This window comes from Burkholderia sp. 9120, assembly GCF_000745015.1.
GTDB lineage: Bacteria > Pseudomonadota > Gammaproteobacteria > Burkholderiales > Burkholderiaceae > Paraburkholderia.
In genome coordinates this window covers 1820365-1837229 of record NZ_JQNA01000002.1, presented here as the reverse complement: position 1 = coordinate 1837229, position 16865 = coordinate 1820365, and the positions used below count along the sequence as shown (strand labels likewise).

Sequence of the window (16865 nt, the reverse complement as noted above, 5' to 3'; positions counted from 1 at the left end):
CGTGTGCTTTCTGCCTATTGATAGGGTTCAAGCACACTTTCATTTAAAGAGAGTACCAACATGGCTTACCAAAGCGTCAACCCCAACACCGGCAAGGTCCTGAAGAGCTTCGACGAGCTCAACGACAACCAGCTTGAAGAGGCGATCGCCACCGCTGAATCGTGCTTCAATAAGTGGAAGCACACAACCTACGCACAGCGGGCAGAGATCATTTCCAGGGCCGCAGCCCTGATGCGCGCGAACGTCGATGAATTCGCCAAACTGGCGACCCTTGAAATGGGCAAACGCATCGATGAAGCGCGCGGAGAAGTGAAGTTCAGCGCAGATATCCTCGCCTACTACGCAGAGCACGCACAAACCTTCCTCGCGCCGACCAAGCTGCATCCGAAAGTCGGCGAGGCGCATATGGAAAACAGCCCATTCGGCGTGCTTTTCTGTGTGGAGCCGTGGAATTTCCCGTATTACCAGTTGGCCCGCGTCGCGGGGCCACACCTGATGGCAGGCAACGTGCTGGTGGTCAAGCATGCCGGGTGCGTACCGCAATGCGCGATTGCCTTCGAGAAGCTTCTGATCGACGCAGGTGCACCAAAGGGCGCTTACACCAATCTGCTGATCTCGCACGAACAGTCCGACCGCGTAATTGACGATCCGCGTATCAAGGGCGTGGCCTTGACTGGCAGCGTCGAAGCCGGCCGAAGCATTGCCGCGCGAGCCGGACAGAACCTGAAGAAGACGTCGATGGAGCTAGGCGGCAGCGATGCGTTCATCGTGCTCGACGACGCCGACCTCGAAAAGACGATCCCGTGGGCCGTATGGGGGCGCATGTATAACGGCGGCCAAACCTGTTGCGCGGCCAAGCGGTTCATCGCGGTCGACTCGATTGCAGACAAGTTTCTCGCGAAGTTCCAGGCTGCGCTGTCCGAGTTGAAGGCCGGCGACCCGATGGACGAGAAAACCACGCACGGCCCGTTATCGACGGAAGCCGCTCTCGTGCAACTGCTCAAACAGGTTGACAGCGCGGTGGCCCATGGCGCCACGCTGGTGATGGGCGGCAAGCGCATCGACCGGCCGGGTGCATTCATGGAAACCACGATCCTGACGGACATCAAGCCGGACAATCCCGCTTTCCGTGACGAATTCTTCGGCCCGGTGGTGTCGTTCTATCGCGTCAAGGATGAAGCTGCAGCCATTGCGCTGGCCAACGATTCCGACTTCGGCCTCGGTGGTTCGGTCTTCACGGCAGACGAATCGCGCGGTAAGCGGGTGGCGAGCGGCGTCGAAACCGGGATGATGTTTATTAACAACATCGACTGGTCCGATGCGGAACTTCCGTTCGGCGGCATCAAGGACTCCGGTTACGGGCGTGAGCTCGGCAACATGGGTATCCAGGAGTTCGTCAACACGAAGCTGGTTCGTACTGCCCGTCTCGACGCACCGGCCTGATCGCCACAGGGAAAGCCCGCCATGTATGTCAACGTTGCCGTTCTGACGGAAACCCTGGCACATGAGCGCCGTGTGGCGCTCGTGCCCTCCGTGATCCCGAAACTGGTCAAACTGGGTGCCCGGCTGCACATGCAGCCGGGGGCGGGCGCAGCCATTCATCTGGACGACGCGGCCTTCCCGGATGTCGCCTTCATTGCCGAGCGCACGGCGCTCGTCAAAGACGCCGATGTCGTGCTCGCCGTGCAGCCTCCCGCGCTGGAAGTGGTCAGCGCGATGAAGGAGGGTGCAATTCTCGTTTCATTCATCTATGCCCACAACGAGCCGGCGCTCGTGAAGCGCTTGCTCGAAAAGAAGATTACCTGTTTCGCGATGGAGCGTGTGCCGCGCATCACGCGGGCGCAGTCCATGGACGCGCTGTCGAGCCAGTCCGCGCTCGCCGGTTACTACGCGGTGCAACTCGGCTCCACGCACCTCGCTCGCGTGGTGCCGAAGATCACCAGCGCAGCCGGTTCGATCGGACCGGCTCACGTGCTGGTGATGGGACTCGGCGTGGCGGGGCTGGAAGCGATCGCTACTGCGCACCGGCTTGGCGCGGTCGTAGAGGGTTACGACGTGCGGCCCGAGACCCAGGAGCAGGCGCTCTCATTGGGCGCGACCTTCGTCGATACCGGGATCGACGCGCGCGGCAAAGGCGGCTATGCCCGCGAATTGAGCACCGACGAAAAATCCAGGGTGGCGGAGGTGCTGACGAAGCACATCCAGAGCGCCGACCTGATCATCACAACCGCCGCGATTCCCGGCAAAGCCTCGCCCAAGCTCATTAGTCACGCACAGGTCGCCGGCATGAAAGCGGGCTCCGTCATCGTCGATCTGTCGGCCGAAGGGGGTGGCAACTGCGAAGACACGCGGCCAGGCGAGACCGCACGCATCGGCAACGTAACGATTGTAGCGCCGCTGAACGTGCCCTCGCTGCTTGGTGAAGACGCAAGCGAGTTGTACGCGAAGAATCAGTACAACCTGCTGGCGCTGTTCATGAAAGACAACGTCGTCGACATCGACTGGAGCGACGAGGTGCTCGCTAAAACGGTGCTTACGCATGCCGGCGAGAACAAGGCCGATGAGAGCGACAAGGCCGCGAAAGCCGTTTCTGAGGCACACGGGCCGCATACGAAAGGCCCGCACGCGAAGCCAGCCACTCCCGTGACTCCGGCATGAACGTGCCCCGACTGAGGACATTGCAATGGACTTCCAGATCAGCATTTCCGGCTTCGTCGCGCTTTATATCTTCATGCTGGCGGCGTTTGCCGGCTGGGTGATTATCGGCCGCGTGCCGGCCATCCTCCACACGCCGCTGATGTCGGGCTCGAACTTCGTGCACGGCATCGTAGTGGTGGGCGGGATCTATGCGCTGCTGAACGCGAGCACGGTGCAGGAGCAGGTCATCGGTTTCTTTGCCGTGCTGCTCGGCGCGGGCAATGCCGCGGGCGGCTACGCGGTCACCGACCGCATGCTCGCCATGTTCAAGACCAGCGACCACACAGCGGGGCACGGCGGGCACGGCAAGACCGGTACCGTCAAGTCCATCCACGTGAAGAAACATTGAGGGCGTCGCCATGTTGATCCTGATCTCTCACATCGGCATCGGCGCGGTCGATCTCGCCGCTGCCTTTCTCTTCCTGTATGGCCTGCACCGCATGTCGTCGCCGGTAACGGCGCCTTCGGGCATCTTCGTGGCCGGCATCGGCATGGCGGTCGCCGTATTGGCGAGCTTTCTGTACGCGTTCGACGTGGGGGCGGCGGCACGGCCCAATCTGCCTGTCAACCTCGGCCTCGCCGTCGTCGCATTGGCGCTGGGCGGCGGGGTGGCCTGGTGGGGCGGCCGCAAGGTGGCCATGACCGCCATGCCGCAAATGGTGGCGATCTACAACGGCATGGGCGGCGGCGCGGCCGGCGCGATTGCTGCGGTCGAACTGTTCGGCAACAAGGCCCCGGGTGCAGGCGCACTCGTCATGACCTTGCTCGGCGCATTGATCGGCGCGGTGTCGCTGTCGGGCTCGCTGATTGCCTGGGCCAAGCTTGATGGGGTCATCAACAAGCCGGTCCGCGTGAAAGGGCAGCAGGCGTTCAACGGGTTGGTCCTGCTGTTGACTGTCGCCGTGGGTGCCTACATCGTCGTCGCTAGTGCGGACAAGGCAGCGTTGATCCTGGCGATGCCGACGTGGATCTACGTGTTCTTCGCTTGCGCGCTGGCGCTGGGCATCCTGATGACGCTGCCGATTGGCGGCGCCGACATGCCGGTGGTGATTTCCATCTTCAACGCCTTCACGGGTCTCGCAGTCGGCATTGAAGGCTATGTGCTACAGAACCCAGCATTGATGATCGCGGGCATGGTGGTGGGCGCGGCCGGCATGTTGCTGACGCTGCTAATGGCCACGGCGATGAACCGTTCCGTGAGCAATGTGATCTTCACCAACTTCGGTGACGTGGCGTCAAAGCACAAGCAGGGCAAGATCAAGGGCGAGCTCAAGCCTACCCAGCCGGGCGACGCCGGCATCGCGATGCGCTATGCCGCCTCGGTGATCATCGTGCCGGGCTACGGTCTTGCTGTCTCGCAGGGGCAGGGCAAGCTCTACGAATTCGTCAAACTGCTGCAGGCGGGCGGCGTCTCGGTGAAGTTTGCGGTTCACCCGGTGGCAGGTCGCATGCCGGGCCAGATGGACGTGTTGCTGGCAGAGGCCGGTGTTCCCTACGACATGATCTTTCAGCTCGAGGATATCAACGACCAGTTCGCCACGACTGACGTGGCGCTGATAATCGGCGCCAACGACGTAGTGAACCCGGCCGCGCGCACCGACAAATCATCAGCCATCTACGGCATGCCGATCCTCAACGCCGATCACGCCAAGCAGGTGTTCGTGATCAAGCGCGGCGAAGGCAAGGGTTACGCCGGCATCGTCAATGCACTTTTCTACGCAGACAACTGCAACATGGTCTATGGCGACGCCCAGGCCGTGCTCATCAAGATGATCGAAGCGGTCCGCGGGCTCGGTTTGCCCGCTGTGGCGTAGCAGGTAGAGCGCTCCGTTTATCGCAACCGAGGAACAAGCCATGACATCCACAATGCAAGCTGCTGTTGTCGAACAGTTCGGCAAACCGCTGGTGCTCAAGGAACTCGATATTCCTGAGCCTGGCCCAGGCCAGATTCTTGTGAAAACCGAAGCGTGTGGTGTATGCCACACCGATTTGCATGCTGCGAATGGGGACTGGCCGTTAAAGCCTTCATTGCCGTTCACGCCGGGTCATGAGGGTATCGGCATTGTCACCGCGCTTGGGGCGGGCGTTACGGCTGTGAAGGAAGGTGACCGTGTAGGTGTGCCATGGCTCTACTCTGCCTGCGGACATTGTGAGTTTTGCCTTGCTGCCCGCGAGCCCGTGTGCGCCGAAGCGCAGTTTGGCGGCTATACGAAGAACGGCGGTTTCGCCGAATACATCGTCGCTGATCCGAACTACGTCGCTCACATACCAGCGCATCTGGCGGCTCGTGACGCGGCGCCACTGATCTGTGCGGGGATCACTTCCTACAAGGGCATCAAGGAGACGCAGGCACGGCCTGGTGAATGGGTCGTGATCTCGGGCATCGGCGGTCTCGGGCATCTGGGTGTTCAGTATGCGAAGGCGATGGGCCTGCACGTGTGTGCGGTCGATATCGACGACGGCAAACTCGCGCATGCCAAACGCCTCGGCGCGGATGCTACGGTCAACGCGAAAGATGGCGATCCGATCGCTGCTGTCATCAAAGCCACGGGGGGCGGCGCCCACGGCGTGCTGATCACGGCGCCGTCGCTCGGGGCATTCAAGCAGGGCGTCGGCATGACACGTAAATGCGGCACCTGCGTGCTGGTAGGGTTGCCCCCAGGCGAGTTTCCGACACCGTTGTTCGATGTCGTGGCGAACTGCATCACCATTCGTGGCTCGTTCGTCGGTAATCGCGGCGACATGGCCGAAGCACTTGCCTTTGCCGCGGATGGGAGGGTGAAGGCCGATATCGAACTGCAGCCGCTCTCGGCGATCAACAACGTGTTCCAACGCCTCGCGCATGGCGATGTGCCGTCGCGCGTGGTACTCGAATTCGCGAAGGCTTGAGGGCGCACGCCATGGTGGCTTCCGCATCGGGTCTTGCCCAGCTCGCCGACGTCCCGGGCGATCAGGTCGCTGCGCTGCTGGCGCACTACGGCGGTAGTCCGCATGCGCTCGTGCAGATTCTGCGTGAAGCCCAGGTGCAACACGGCTGGCTGCCACGTCCTATGCTGGGTGATCTGGCCGACGGACTCGGCCTGACCCTCGCTCACGTTGAGGGTGTGGCGACGTTTTATCGCTTCTTTCATACCAATCCGGTGGGCGAATACCGCGTGCTGTTCAGCGACAACATCACCGACCGCATGCTTGACAACGTGTCGTTGCTCGACGACCTGTGTCAGCGGCTGGGCGTCGAGCGCGGCGAGACGCGTGCCGACGGTCGCGTCAGCGTGGATTTCTGTTCCTGCACGGGTTTGTGCGATCAGGGGCCGTCATTATTGATCAATCACCATCAGGTGGTGACGCGACTTGACGCCGCGCGCGTTGAAACGCTCGCAGGGTTGATCGAGGCGAGGGTGCCGGTGACCGACTGGCCGGCGCAATGGTCCCGCGTCAACGACCACGTGCGGCGCGCGGATGTTCTGCTCGGCACGTCGCTCCATCCGGGTAAAGCTATTTCAGCTGCGCTGGCACGCGGCATACCGGCGTTGTTCGACGAGATGAAGCGTTCTAACCTCCGTGGACGCGGCGGCGCAGGCTTCGTCACCGGCATGAAATGGCAATTGTGCCGGGACGCAAAAGGCAGCGAACACTACATGGTGTGCAATGCCGATGAAGGCGAGCCCGGCACGTTCAAGGATCGGGTGCTGCTGTCGCGGCACCCCGACATGGTGTTTGAAGGCATGACGATCGGCGCGCTCGCCATCGGCGCGCGGCGCGGCATGCTCTATTTACGCGGTGAGTATCGCTACCTGCTCGAGTCGTTGCTTGACGTGCTGCAGCGCCGCCGCGCCGCGCATTTGCTGGGTGCCTCGATTCTGGGGAAGGCGGGGTTCGATTTCGACATCGAGATTCATGTGGGTGCCGGGGCGTATGTGTGTGGGGAAGAGTCGTCGCTGATCGAGTCGCTGGAGGGCAAGCGCGGCACGCCGCGCATCCGGCCGCCGTTTCCCGCCGAGCGCGGCTACCTCGGGCAGCCGACCGCGGTCGATAACGTAGAGACGCTCTGCGCCGCGACGCATATCGCGCTGCAGGGCGGCGCCTGGTGGGCGGCGATCGGTACGGCGAAATCCACCGGCACGAGCGTTCATTCGGTGTCGGGAGACTGTGATCGACCGGGTATCTATGAGTATCCGATGGGCACCAGCATCGATCGTATTCTGGACGATTGCGGCGCGCGCGACACCCAGGCGGTGCAAGTGGGCGGTCCGTCCGGCAAGTGCCTGTCGGCGCTGGAGTTCGGGCGTCGTATTGCGTTCGAAGATGTGCCGACGGCAGGTGCGTTCATGGTGTTCGACCGCTCACGCGACATGTTCGAGGTCGCGCGCAACTACGCCGGCTTCTTCGCGCAAGAGAGCTGCGGATTCTGCACGCCGTGTCGGGTGGGCACTGCGCTGGTGCTCAGGACGATGGACAAACTCGCCGCCGGTCGAGGCTCGCGCCGCGACGTCGACGTGCTGTCCGATATCGACAGTCTGATGCACGGCACAACGCATTGCGGTCTGGGCGGCGCGGCGTGCAACGCGTTGCACGACACCATTGTCAAGTTCCGGCCCGCTTACGAGCGGCGTTTGACCTCGCTAAGGTTCGAGCCGGCTTTCGATCTCGACGCCGAACTGGCGGACACCCGCCGCATTACCGGGCAAGAAGGCGCGACCGCGCCTCTGGAGGTTCCATCATGAGCACGCCCGTTCAAACCGCCGCTACCTTTTCGCTCGATGGCGAAGACGTACCCTTCGAGCCGGGTGAAACGATTCTGCAGGCGGCGCGGCGCGCGGGGCGTTATATCCCGCACCTGTGCTGGCATCCAGACTTTCATCCGCAGGGGTCGTGCCGCGTGTGCACGGTGAAGGTCAAGGGTCGCGCTGGCTCGGCGTGCACCCTTCAGGCCGCTGCGGGCGAGGTGGTCGAAAGCAATACAGATGAACTCAACGCCGAGCGCAAGATGTTGCTGCAGATGCTGTTCGTCGAAGGCAATCACTTTTGCCCGTCGTGCGAAAAAAGCGGCAACTGTCTGCTGCAGGCGACGGCCTACGAGATGAACATGGAAGACGTGCTATTCCAGGAGTTCTATCCGCGCCGCCCGATCGACGCCAGCCATGCCGACGTGATGATCGATTTTAACCGCTGCATTCTGTGCGAACTGTGCGTGCGGGCGAGTCATGACATCGACGGCAAGGAGGTGTTTGCGATCGCCGGGCACGGTATCGGCACGCATCTGGTGGTCAACAGTATGAGCGGCTTGCTGGTCGATAGCGACATGGCGCTATCGGACCGCGCCGCGAGCATCTGTCCGGTGGGCGCGATCCTGCCGAAACGGCGCGGCTTCGTGATCCCGATCGGGGTGCGCCGCTACGACCCGCATACGGCCGCCGACGTCGACACGCAGGAGGCCTCGTGAGCACGCTCATGAATGTCGACACCGCCCATCAACCGCATAAGTGGAAAGTGGCAACGGTGTCGCTGGCGGGCTGCTTCGGCTGCCACACGTCCTTCCTCGATATCGACGAACGCCTGCTGACGCTGATCGAGCACGTCGAGTTCGACCGCTCGCCGCTCACCGACATCAAGGAAGTCGGCAAATGCGATATCGGTCTGATCGAAGGCGGCGTGTGCAACGCGGAGAACGTGGCGGTGCTGCGCGCGTTTCGCGCCAACTGCAAGACGCTGGTGGCGATGGGTGCGTGTGCAATCAACGGCGGTCTGCCGGCCGAGCGCAATCGTTTCGATCTGGCCGATGTGCTCAATGAGGTCTATCACGATCGTCCCGGCCTGAGCGAAGGGAGTGCGATTCCGAACGACCCCGAACTGCCGCCGCTGCTTCGGCAGGTACGGCCGATCCACGCGGTCGTGCATGTGGACTATTTTCTGCCCGGTTGCCCGCCTTCGGCGGATGCTTTCTGGAGTTTTCTGAACGACCTGATGGCCGGGCGCACGCCGCTCCTGACCCATGCACTGATGCATTACGACTGAGCGCCGGAGACTGAACCGCCATGAGCTTCGACCTCGAGACCGCTGCCAACCCACAGGGCCTGCGCCGGATAGCGATCGACCCGGTATCGCGTGTGGAAGGCCACGGCAAGGTGACGATCCTGCTCGACGAGCAGCAGCGCGTGCAGCAGGTGCGTCTGCACATCGTCGAATTCCGCGGCTTCGAGAAGTTCATCGAAGGCCGGCCCTACTGGGAAGTCCCGGTGATGGTGCAGCGCCTTTGCGGGATCTGCCCGGTATCGCATCAACTGGCCGCATGCAAGGCGATGGACCTCGTCGTGGGCGCGCAGCCCATCACCCGCAGTGCCGAGAAGATCCGCAGGCTGATGCACTACGGCCAGGTGATGCAATCGCATGCGCTGCATTTCTTCTACCTGGCATCGCCCGACCTGCTGTTCGGGTTCGATTCGGATGTGAACCTGCGCAACATTGTTGGGGTGGCAAAGGCGCACCCCGACATCGCCAGAAAAGGCATTCTGTTACGCAAGTTCGGTCAGGAGCTGATTCGTGTGACTTCGGGCAAACGTATCCACGGCACTGGTTCGATACCGGGCGGCATGAACAAGCACGTCAGCCAGTCTGACCGCGACGTGCTCCGCAAGGACGTGGATCAAATGATCGCGTGGGCGGCCGAAGCCGTGGACGTCGTCAAGCAGTTGCACGCGCAAAACCGCGCACTTTACGATAGTTTCGCCAGCTTCCCCTCAAAGATGCTGTCACTTGTGCGCGCGGACGGCGCCATGGACCTCTACGACGGCGTGCTGCGCGCTCGCGATGCCGACGGTCAGATCATCCTCGACGGCGTGAACGACCAGCGCTACATGGACCTGATTGAGGAAGAGACGCGACCGTGGACCTACATGAAGTTTCCACATCTGCGCAGCATCGGACGCGAAACCGGTTGGTATCGCGTCGGACCGCTCGCACGCGTGCAGAACTGCGATTTCATTCCGAGTCCTTTGGCGGAGGCGCAGCGCAGGGAGTTCGTCGACTGGGGCAGGGGATCGCTGGTTCATGCGACGCTTGCCTACCACTGGGCACGCATGATCGAAGTGCTCCACACGGTGGAGATAATCAGGGACCTGCTGGATAATCCGGACATCCTGCAAGGCGACCTGATGGCCAGTGGCGAGCGTCAGGGCGGGGGCATAGGCATTATCGAAGCACCGCGCGGCACGCTGATTCATGATTACCGTGTGGGTCCGGACGATCTCGTCACCATGTGCAATCTGATCGTCTCCACGACGCACAACAACCAGGCGATGAACGAGGCCGTGCGCTCGGTTGCGCGCGAGTATCTGGACGGCAAGGAGTTGACCGAAGGGTTGCTCAACCGCATCGAGGTGGCCATCCGTGCCTTCGATCCGTGCCTCTCGTGCGCCACGCATGCATTTGGCAAGATGCCGCTGGACGTGGTGCTGCAAAAGGCCGACGGCGAGTTGGTGGACCATGTCACGCGGTCGGCCGATGGCGAACTTGCCCGCAATCTGGCCGCTCCGATCGGGGTACAGGGATGACGGCTCCGCTGCTGGTGTTCGGTTGGGGCAATGTGAGCCGCGGCGACGACGCGCTCGGGCCTTTGTTCGTGCAACAACTCGGCGTGCTCGCCGGATCGTCTGTCGGAATCCACGTGGACTTTCTGGAGGACTACCAGTTGCAGATCGAGCACGCACTTGACTTGACGGGCCGCGAACGGGTGCTGTTTGTCGATGCCAGCTTGAATTGCGCTGCACCGTTCGAAGTGACTAAGCTCCATGCCGCGCGCGATGAGAGTTTCACCACCCACTCGCTTTCGGCTCAGTCTGTGATGCAGGTCTATCGCGACCTTTCCGGCATCGAGCCTCCTCCGTGCGTGCTGCTTGCGATTCGTGGGGCGGGGTTTGAACTCGGTGAACCGCCAGGAAGGCAGGCGCTCATCTATCTTTCGCAGGCCCTGGTTTGGGGGCAACGCTGGCTTGATGGCAACGCCGGGCTTGAGCCGATTGCGCTGCAGGCTTCTCATGCATGAACTTACCCTCGCGGGCGGCATTTTGCGGATGATCGAAGCCGCTGCTTCCCGGGAGCATTTCCTGCGGGTCGCGCAACTGCGGCTGGAGATCGGCGCGCTGGCAGGCGTCGAGCCGCAGGCGCTGCACTTCGCGCTTACGGCCATGATGCCCGGCACTTGCCTCGCGGGCTGCGAGATAACGATCGACGAGACACCTGGCTTGGCGCTGTGCCTGAACTGCGACGCCAGTGTGGAAATTGCCAGCTACATCGACTCGTGCTCGCGATGCGGCAGCTATGCCCTGCAAGCAACCGGAGGCACCGAGCTGCGCATAGTCGACCTCCTTGTTGTCAACGATTGAACGCTTTTGGAGAGAATCATGTGTATTGTATGCGGCTGCGACGCCGAGTCGGACTCCGGACATCATTCTGTCCACGATGAAGTCGCCGCGGCTGCGGCTGCCGGTGCTGGTGTCGCTGGGGCAGGGGTGAGAGCCTCGAACGGTGATCTGCACTATGGTACAGGCGCTGCGGGGTCGTCCGTACCGGGTCTTAGCCAGGCACGGGTTATCCATATGGAAGCCGACGTGCTGGGTGAGAACAAGCGTCTCGCGAGCCAGAACAGGGCCCATTTTGCGGCACATGGCGTCACTGCGTTCAACCTCGTATCCAGCCCAGGTTCGGGCAAGACCACGCTGCTTTGTGCAAGCATCAAGGCCCTCAAAGCGAGGCCGCGGGCCGTTAGCGTGGCTGTTATCGAAGGCGATCAGCAGACCAGCGTCGACGCCGACCGCATTCGCGCTACCGGTGCGCCGGCGATTCAGGTCAACACCGGCCGTGGTTGCCATCTGGATGCACAGATGGTCGGAGATGCATTCTCCCGCCTCGACCTGCATGCCGCCGCGCATCATGGCGATGCTTCGCACGCGATCCTGTTCATCGAAAACGTCGGCAACCTTGTTTGCCCTGCGCTTTGGGACCTGGGTGAAGCCGCTAAGGTCGTTGTGCTTTCGGTGACCGAAGGTGAAGACAAACCACTCAAGTATCCAGATATGTTCGCCGCTGCCTCGTTGATGATCATCAACAAGATCGATCTGATGCCATACGTCGACTTCGACGTGGCGCGTTGCATCCAGTATGCCCAGAGAGTGAATCCGCTTATCGAGGTGATACTGGTATCGGCGACCCGTGGTGACGGGATGGTTGACTGGCTCGACTGGCTGCTGCCGCCGCGTGGTGCTGGATATCGCCGAACAAAGCCGGGGCGGCCGCGGCACGCGGGCGCACTGGTCCCGCTCGCGCGAATTGCAAACCCGACGCCATGAGCCACGTTGCCTATATGCCCAAAGCGGCGCCCGCGCGGGTGCTGGCATGCGGTGCCTACCTCAAGAACAGCGCCTGTCTGGTCGATGGGCGACGGGTCGTGTGGTCGGACTTGCACGGCGACCTGATCGATGCAGCAAGCCGCGAGGCGCTGGACCGCTCCGTGGAGCAGTTGCTGCGCGAGGCGTCTGGGCCGATTCAGGCAGTCGCGCATGACTTGCATCCGGACATGCACAGTAGCCATGTGGCGCTTGCGCTCGCGGACCGCCTGGGTATTCCGGCGATCGCCGTGCAGCACCATCATGCGCACATCGCGGTGGTGCAGGCCGAACAGGCAGTCGAAGGACCCGTCATCGGTCTCGCGCTGGATGGCGTTGGGCTGGGTGACGATGGCGGCGCTTGGGGAGGCGAAGTGCTCTGGGTCGACTCATACGATTCAGCGCAGCGCTGGCGTCGAGTTGATCATCTGGCGCCTATCCTGTTGCCGGGTGGCGACGCTGCGGCACGCGAGCCGTGGCGTATGGCCGCCGCCGTGCTGCATGGTCTCGGTCGCGGCGACGAAGTTGAAGCAAGGTTTGGCCCGGCGGTCGGCGCGCAAGCCGCGCGTCTTGTGCGCACGCTGATGGAGCGCAAGGTCAATAGCCCCGACACCACCAGCGCCGGTCGCTGGTTCGACGCGGCGGCGGGCGCGCTGGGACTCTGCCTGCATCAACGCGTTGAGGCGGAAGCGGCCATGTTGCTTGAGCACCATGCGAGTCGATGGCTGGAGGCTCACCCCGAATTCGACATGCCCTGGACATCGCTTGACCTGGCGCCCTTAGTCGCGGAACTATTCGCCGTTGCCGATGGCGATGTTAAGCAGATCGCACGCGGCGCAGCGCTCTTTCATCTGGGTCTCGTGAATGGCCTGGCTGATAGCGCCATCGCAGCGACGCGCCAGTATGGCACGCAAACTGTGGTTTTGGCTGGCGGATGCTTCTTCAACAAGGTGCTCAGTGAGCGCTTGAGCGCGACACTGTCAGCGGCGGGGCTGGCTGTATTACGGCCGCAAAGCGTGGGATGCGGCGACGCCGGTCTGGCGCTCGGCCAGGCATGGGTCGCAGCCTGTACCGTCGAAGCCAGACTCTTGAATCAATTCCCCGTCGAGGTTTGATATGTGCCTTGCCCTACCTGCCCGCGTCGTCGCTTTATTGGGTCCCGAGATGGCGACCATCGATCTTGGCGGCATCCGCAAGAAAGTCTCGATCGCGTTGGTACCTGAGGTCGGAGTGGGCGACTATGTCATCGTTCATGTGGGCTACGCCATCGGCATGCTCGACCCTGAAGAGGCGGAAGCGACGCTCAAATTATTCGCGGAGATCGCCGCATGAAATATGTCGACGAATTTCGCGACCGCGAACTGGCGAGTAACCTCGCCGCCAACATCAGGGGCGAAGCCGATGCGTCGAGGCACTACCGCTTCATGGAGTTTTGCGGCGGCCACACGCATGCCATCGCCCGCTACGGTGTAGCCGATTTGCTGCCGGCGAATGTGAAGATGATTCATGGGCCGGGCTGCCCGGTTTGCGTGCTTCCGGTAGGGCGTGTGGACATGGCCATCCGCCTGGCGCTGGAATGCAAGGTGATGTTGTGCACTTACGGAGACGTGATGCGGGTGCCAGCCTCGGACGGCTTGTCGCTGATCCGGGCCAAAGCGCTAGGCGCTGACGTCCGCATCGTCTATTCGCCACTCGACGCGTTGAAGCTCGCTATTGATAACCCACAACGCGAAGTCGTTTTTCTTGCCATCGGGTTCGAGACCACGACGCCCCCGAGCGCGCTCGCGATCCGGCAAGCGGCGCAGCAGTCGTTGAAGAACTTTAGCGTGTTGTGTTGTCATGTACTGACGCCTCCAGCGATCATGCACATTCTCGACGCCGCCGAGGGCCACGAACAAGGCATCGTCGCCATTGATGGCTTTGTCGGACCGGCTCACGTGAGCGTGGTCATCGGCTCTTTTCCTTATGAGCGTTTCGCCGCCATTCATCGGAAGCCGGTCGTGATCGCGGGGTTCGAACCACTGGATGTGATGCAGGCCATCCTCATGCTCGTGCGCCAGGTGAACGAGGGGCGCGCGGAGATTGAAAACGAATTCACGCGCGCGGTGAGCCGTAGGGGGAATACGGTGGCTCAGGCCGTGACCGCGGAGATATTCGATTTACGCCAGTCATTCGAATGGCGCGGTCTGGGTGAGGTGAGCGCGAGCGCCTTGAGCATTCGCCCAGAATTTGAAAGGTTTGACGCCGAGCGCCGATTCGATCTGACCTATCGGGCCGTGCCTGATCACAAACAGTGCGAATGTGGTGCAATTTTGCGCGGCGTGAAGAAGCCTACGGACTGCAAGCTGTTCGGCGCGATCTGTACGCCAGAAAATCCGATGGGATCGTGCATGGTGTCGAGTGAAGGCTCGTGCGCTGCACACTATTCCTATGGCAGGTTCCGGGGCATTCCCGTTGTGGCGACCTGACATGACCTGGCACGACGTCATGCCCCTTCGACAGATGGCGGAGTCATGAACACACCGAAACGGCACTACGCGCGGCCTCTGGATCTGAAACACGGCCGGATCGACATGAATCATGGGGCGGGCGGACGACTGTCGATGCAACTCATCGAGGAACTCTTCGTACGCGCGTTCGACAACGAATTTTTGCGGCAAGGGAACGATGGCGCGTTGCTGCCGGTGATCGCAGGCCGACGCCTGGTGATGGCCACCGACGCACACGTGATCTCGCCTCTGTTCTTTCCGGGCGGCGATATAGGTTGTCTCGCCGTCAACGGCACACTCAATGATGTGGCGATGCTTGCCGCGACGCCGCTTTACCTGAGCGCCAGTTTCATTCTTGAGGAAGGTCTGTTGTTATCGGATCTGAAGCGTATCGTGGATTCGATGGCCCGCGCGGCGATCGATGCCGGTGTACCCATCGTCACGGGCGATACCAAGGTTGTCGAGCAGGGAAAGGGCGATGGCGTTTTTATCTGCACGACGGGCGTCGGTGTTTTATGCGACGGACCTTCGGTTGGCGGCGAATGCGCCCGAACCGGGGATGCGGTCTTGCTGTCCGGGACGATTGGTGACCACGGCATTGCGGTGTTGTCTTTGCGCGAATCGTTGGAGTTCGAGACCACCATCGAATCCGATACGGCCGCTTTGCATACACTGGTTGCGGCGATGTTGGCAGCCGTGCCCGCGGGTGCCATTCACGTCCTGCGGGATCCCACGCGCGGCGGTCTCGCCACCACCCTCAACGAAATTGCACGACAGTCAGGAGTGGGCATGATGCTGCAAGAGTCGGCCATTCCGATTCTGCCCCAAGTCGAAGCAGCCTGTGAGTTGCTCGGCCTCGATCCGCTCTATATCGCGAATGAAGGGAAGCTGGTGGTCATCGTCGCGCGAGACGCGGCACCTGCGTTGTTGCGGGCGATGAAGGCGCATCCGCTGGGTAAAGCGGCCACGTGCATCGGCTACGTTAACGAAGACGCCAATCGATTTGTGCAGATGAACACGAGCGTGGGAGGGCAGCGCGTGGTTGACTGGTTGAGCGGAGAGCCTATGCCACGTATTTGCTGATCCGGATTATCGGCCACTGTGGAGGGCGCTTTGCTGATACTCGAAGGGCAACCGTTCGTTATCGACATTGATGACCCTGAGTGTCAGGAGCTGGATGAGAACCACCAGGAGAAAAAATGATCACTTTTTATGAGTTCGACAACGAGCAATTCCAATCCGACGCCTTGGCGAAGGCCGTGGGCGACGCTTTAAATATGTCGCTCGGTGCACAGGCTGGGACGCCGCTGGATGAAGCGAGTCGTGCAATGCTCGCGGTATCCGGCGGCACAAGTCCGCGTCTATTTCTGCAGACGTTGTCCACCCAATCGCTCGACTGGGCAAACATTAACGTGACACTCGTCGACGACCGCTGGGTTCCGGAAACAGATAGTGACAGTAATGCGCGTTTTGCGCACGAGACGCTTTTGCAGAATGCCGCCCAATCCGCCACTTTCTGGCCCCTGGTCGATACCAGCCAATCGCTCGATGCGCATGTCGCGGCACTGAACGCCGACCCTGCTCGGAAGTTACCGGACGTCGCCGTGCTCGGCATGGGGCAAGAGGGCCACACTGCATCTATCTTCGCAGATTCACCTGAATGGAGCGACGCGATCACCACGACTGCACGCTTCATTGCCGTGCACCCGGACAGTGCGCAGCATGCCCGGGTGAGCATGTCGTTATCCGCTCTGAAAGAGGTTGACCATCTTTTTTTGCTGATTGCCGGCACCAGCAAGCGCGACGTGCTGAACGCAGCGATCGCCACACTTCAAAAAAATGCCATCTCGCAGTTGGCCAATAACGAGGACGTGAAACTGGACGTCTACTGGTCTGCAACCTAGCGAGAGGTCGACTTGGGGAGGGACCGGATTGGCACTCGCCGCCGGCGCACCTCATCGAACTTGCTCGTTCGACTGTGCTGAAGCGGTTGGGCTTCGTGACAAACGCGACACTGTCAAAAATTGGGAAGGTTGCGAATTCGCCGGCCTGACCTCTGAAAAGGAAGAAAAACGGGTTTTTTTGAATTCTGTTCAGTATCGCGCGTCGCTGTCGACTGTTTGCTCGCTGTCGCATCGCTTCCTCGGTCGATCGGCTGTAGTGTCGGAGTTACTGTCGGACGATTTGTATTGAAGTCTTCCGATGCCCGTCGCCGTACCAGTTGTCCCCGTGCTTTTCCTTAATTTCGCGGCGCCGCCCGCCGAACTGCGGTTTCCATAAGCCGTGGATCGATGCGCGC

18 protein-coding genes are annotated in these 16865 nt (G+C 61.6%); all 18 read left to right on the top strand.

Annotation, left to right across the window (positions count from 1 at the left end):
• Nucleotides 1–60: 60 nt before the first annotated feature.
• The 18 genes from FA94_RS16420 (at nt 61) to FA94_RS38660 (ending at nt 16759) form a co-directional block, all read left to right on the top strand.
• The gene (locus FA94_RS16420; RefSeq protein WP_035553045.1) at nt 61–1443 is read left to right on the top strand and encodes an NAD-dependent succinate-semialdehyde dehydrogenase; all 1383 of its coding nucleotides are present in this window, start codon (nt 61–63) and stop codon (nt 1441–1443) included.
• A gap of 21 nt (nt 1444–1464) precedes the next feature.
• On the top strand, nt 1465–2658 hold the full coding sequence (locus FA94_RS16415; protein WP_051980608.1) for an NAD(P) transhydrogenase subunit alpha: 1194 nt from the start codon (nt 1465–1467) through the stop codon (nt 2656–2658).
• A 25-nt stretch (nt 2659–2683) separates the two neighbouring features.
• On the top strand, nt 2684–3046 hold the full coding sequence (locus FA94_RS16410; protein WP_035553042.1) for an NAD(P) transhydrogenase subunit alpha part 2: 363 nt from the start codon (nt 2684–2686) through the stop codon (nt 3044–3046).
• A 10-nt stretch (nt 3047–3056) separates the two neighbouring features.
• Nucleotides 3057–4511: an NAD(P)(+) transhydrogenase (Re/Si-specific) subunit beta gene (locus tag FA94_RS16405; RefSeq protein ID WP_035553039.1), complete on the top strand. Its 1455-nt coding sequence runs from the start codon at nt 3057–3059 to the stop codon at nt 4509–4511.
• Between the two features lie 40 nt (nt 4512–4551).
• Nucleotides 4552–5586 carry a zinc-dependent alcohol dehydrogenase gene (locus FA94_RS16400; protein ID WP_035553036.1) on the top strand — a complete coding sequence of 345 codons (1035 nt, stop codon included), beginning with the start codon at nt 4552–4554 and terminating at the stop codon, nt 5584–5586.
• A gap of 11 nt (nt 5587–5597) precedes the next feature.
• Complete coding sequence (locus FA94_RS16395; RefSeq protein WP_035553034.1) at nt 5598–7421, top strand: NAD(P)H-dependent oxidoreductase subunit E; 1824 nt, start codon at nt 5598–5600, stop codon at nt 7419–7421.
• A complete protein-coding gene (locus FA94_RS16390) occupies nt 7418–8140 on the top strand; it encodes a 2Fe-2S iron-sulfur cluster-binding protein (RefSeq protein ID WP_035553032.1) in 723 nt (240 codons plus the stop codon). The genes FA94_RS16395 and FA94_RS16390 overlap by 4 nt, the downstream gene beginning before the upstream one ends.
• Nucleotides 8137–8712, top strand: a complete 576-nt coding sequence (locus FA94_RS16385; RefSeq protein ID WP_231584972.1) for an NADH-quinone oxidoreductase subunit B family protein — start codon at nt 8137–8139, stop codon at nt 8710–8712. The genes FA94_RS16390 and FA94_RS16385 overlap by 4 nt, the downstream gene beginning before the upstream one ends.
• Before the next feature lie 20 nt (nt 8713–8732).
• Nucleotides 8733–10247: a Ni/Fe hydrogenase subunit alpha gene (locus FA94_RS16380; RefSeq protein WP_035553029.1), complete on the top strand. Its 1515-nt coding sequence runs from the start codon at nt 8733–8735 to the stop codon at nt 10245–10247.
• The gene (locus tag FA94_RS16375; protein ID WP_035553027.1) at nt 10244–10738 is read left to right on the top strand and encodes a hydrogenase maturation protease; all 495 of its coding nucleotides are present in this window, start codon (nt 10244–10246) and stop codon (nt 10736–10738) included. The genes FA94_RS16380 and FA94_RS16375 overlap by 4 nt, the downstream gene beginning before the upstream one ends.
• The gene (locus FA94_RS16370) at nt 10731–11078 is read left to right on the top strand and encodes a hydrogenase maturation nickel metallochaperone HypA/HybF (RefSeq protein ID WP_035553026.1); all 348 of its coding nucleotides are present in this window, start codon (nt 10731–10733) and stop codon (nt 11076–11078) included. The genes FA94_RS16375 and FA94_RS16370 overlap by 8 nt, the downstream gene beginning before the upstream one ends.
• 18 nt (nt 11079–11096) lie before the next feature.
• Entirely contained in the window at nt 11097–12041 is a 945-nt protein-coding gene (gene hypB, locus FA94_RS16365; protein ID WP_081935956.1) for a hydrogenase nickel incorporation protein HypB, read from the top strand.
• A complete protein-coding gene (locus FA94_RS16360) occupies nt 12038–13192 on the top strand; it encodes a Kae1-like domain-containing protein (RefSeq protein ID WP_231584971.1) in 1155 nt (384 codons plus the stop codon). Before hypB ends, FA94_RS16360 begins: the two co-directional genes overlap by 4 nt.
• Nucleotide 13193: 1 nt before the next feature.
• Nucleotides 13194–13409 (top strand): HypC/HybG/HupF family hydrogenase formation chaperone, encoded by a 216-nt coding sequence (locus tag FA94_RS16355; RefSeq protein ID WP_035553020.1) that lies wholly within the window; start codon nt 13194–13196, stop codon nt 13407–13409.
• Entirely contained in the window at nt 13406–14545 is a 1140-nt protein-coding gene (gene hypD, locus FA94_RS16350; RefSeq protein WP_035553017.1) for a hydrogenase formation protein HypD, read from the top strand. The genes FA94_RS16355 and hypD overlap by 4 nt, the downstream gene beginning before the upstream one ends.
• Before the next feature lie 45 nt (nt 14546–14590).
• Entirely contained in the window at nt 14591–15649 is a 1059-nt protein-coding gene (hypE, locus tag FA94_RS16345) for a hydrogenase expression/formation protein HypE (protein WP_035553015.1), read from the top strand.
• Nucleotides 15650–15765: 116 nt separating this feature from the next.
• Nucleotides 15766–16470 (top strand): 6-phosphogluconolactonase, encoded by a 705-nt coding sequence (gene pgl / locus FA94_RS16340; RefSeq protein WP_035553012.1) that lies wholly within the window; start codon nt 15766–15768, stop codon nt 16468–16470.
• Between the two features lie 28 nt (nt 16471–16498).
• A complete protein-coding gene (locus tag FA94_RS38660; protein WP_156126653.1) occupies nt 16499–16759 on the top strand; it encodes a hypothetical protein in 261 nt (86 codons plus the stop codon).
• Nucleotides 16760–16865: the final 106 nt, after the last annotated feature.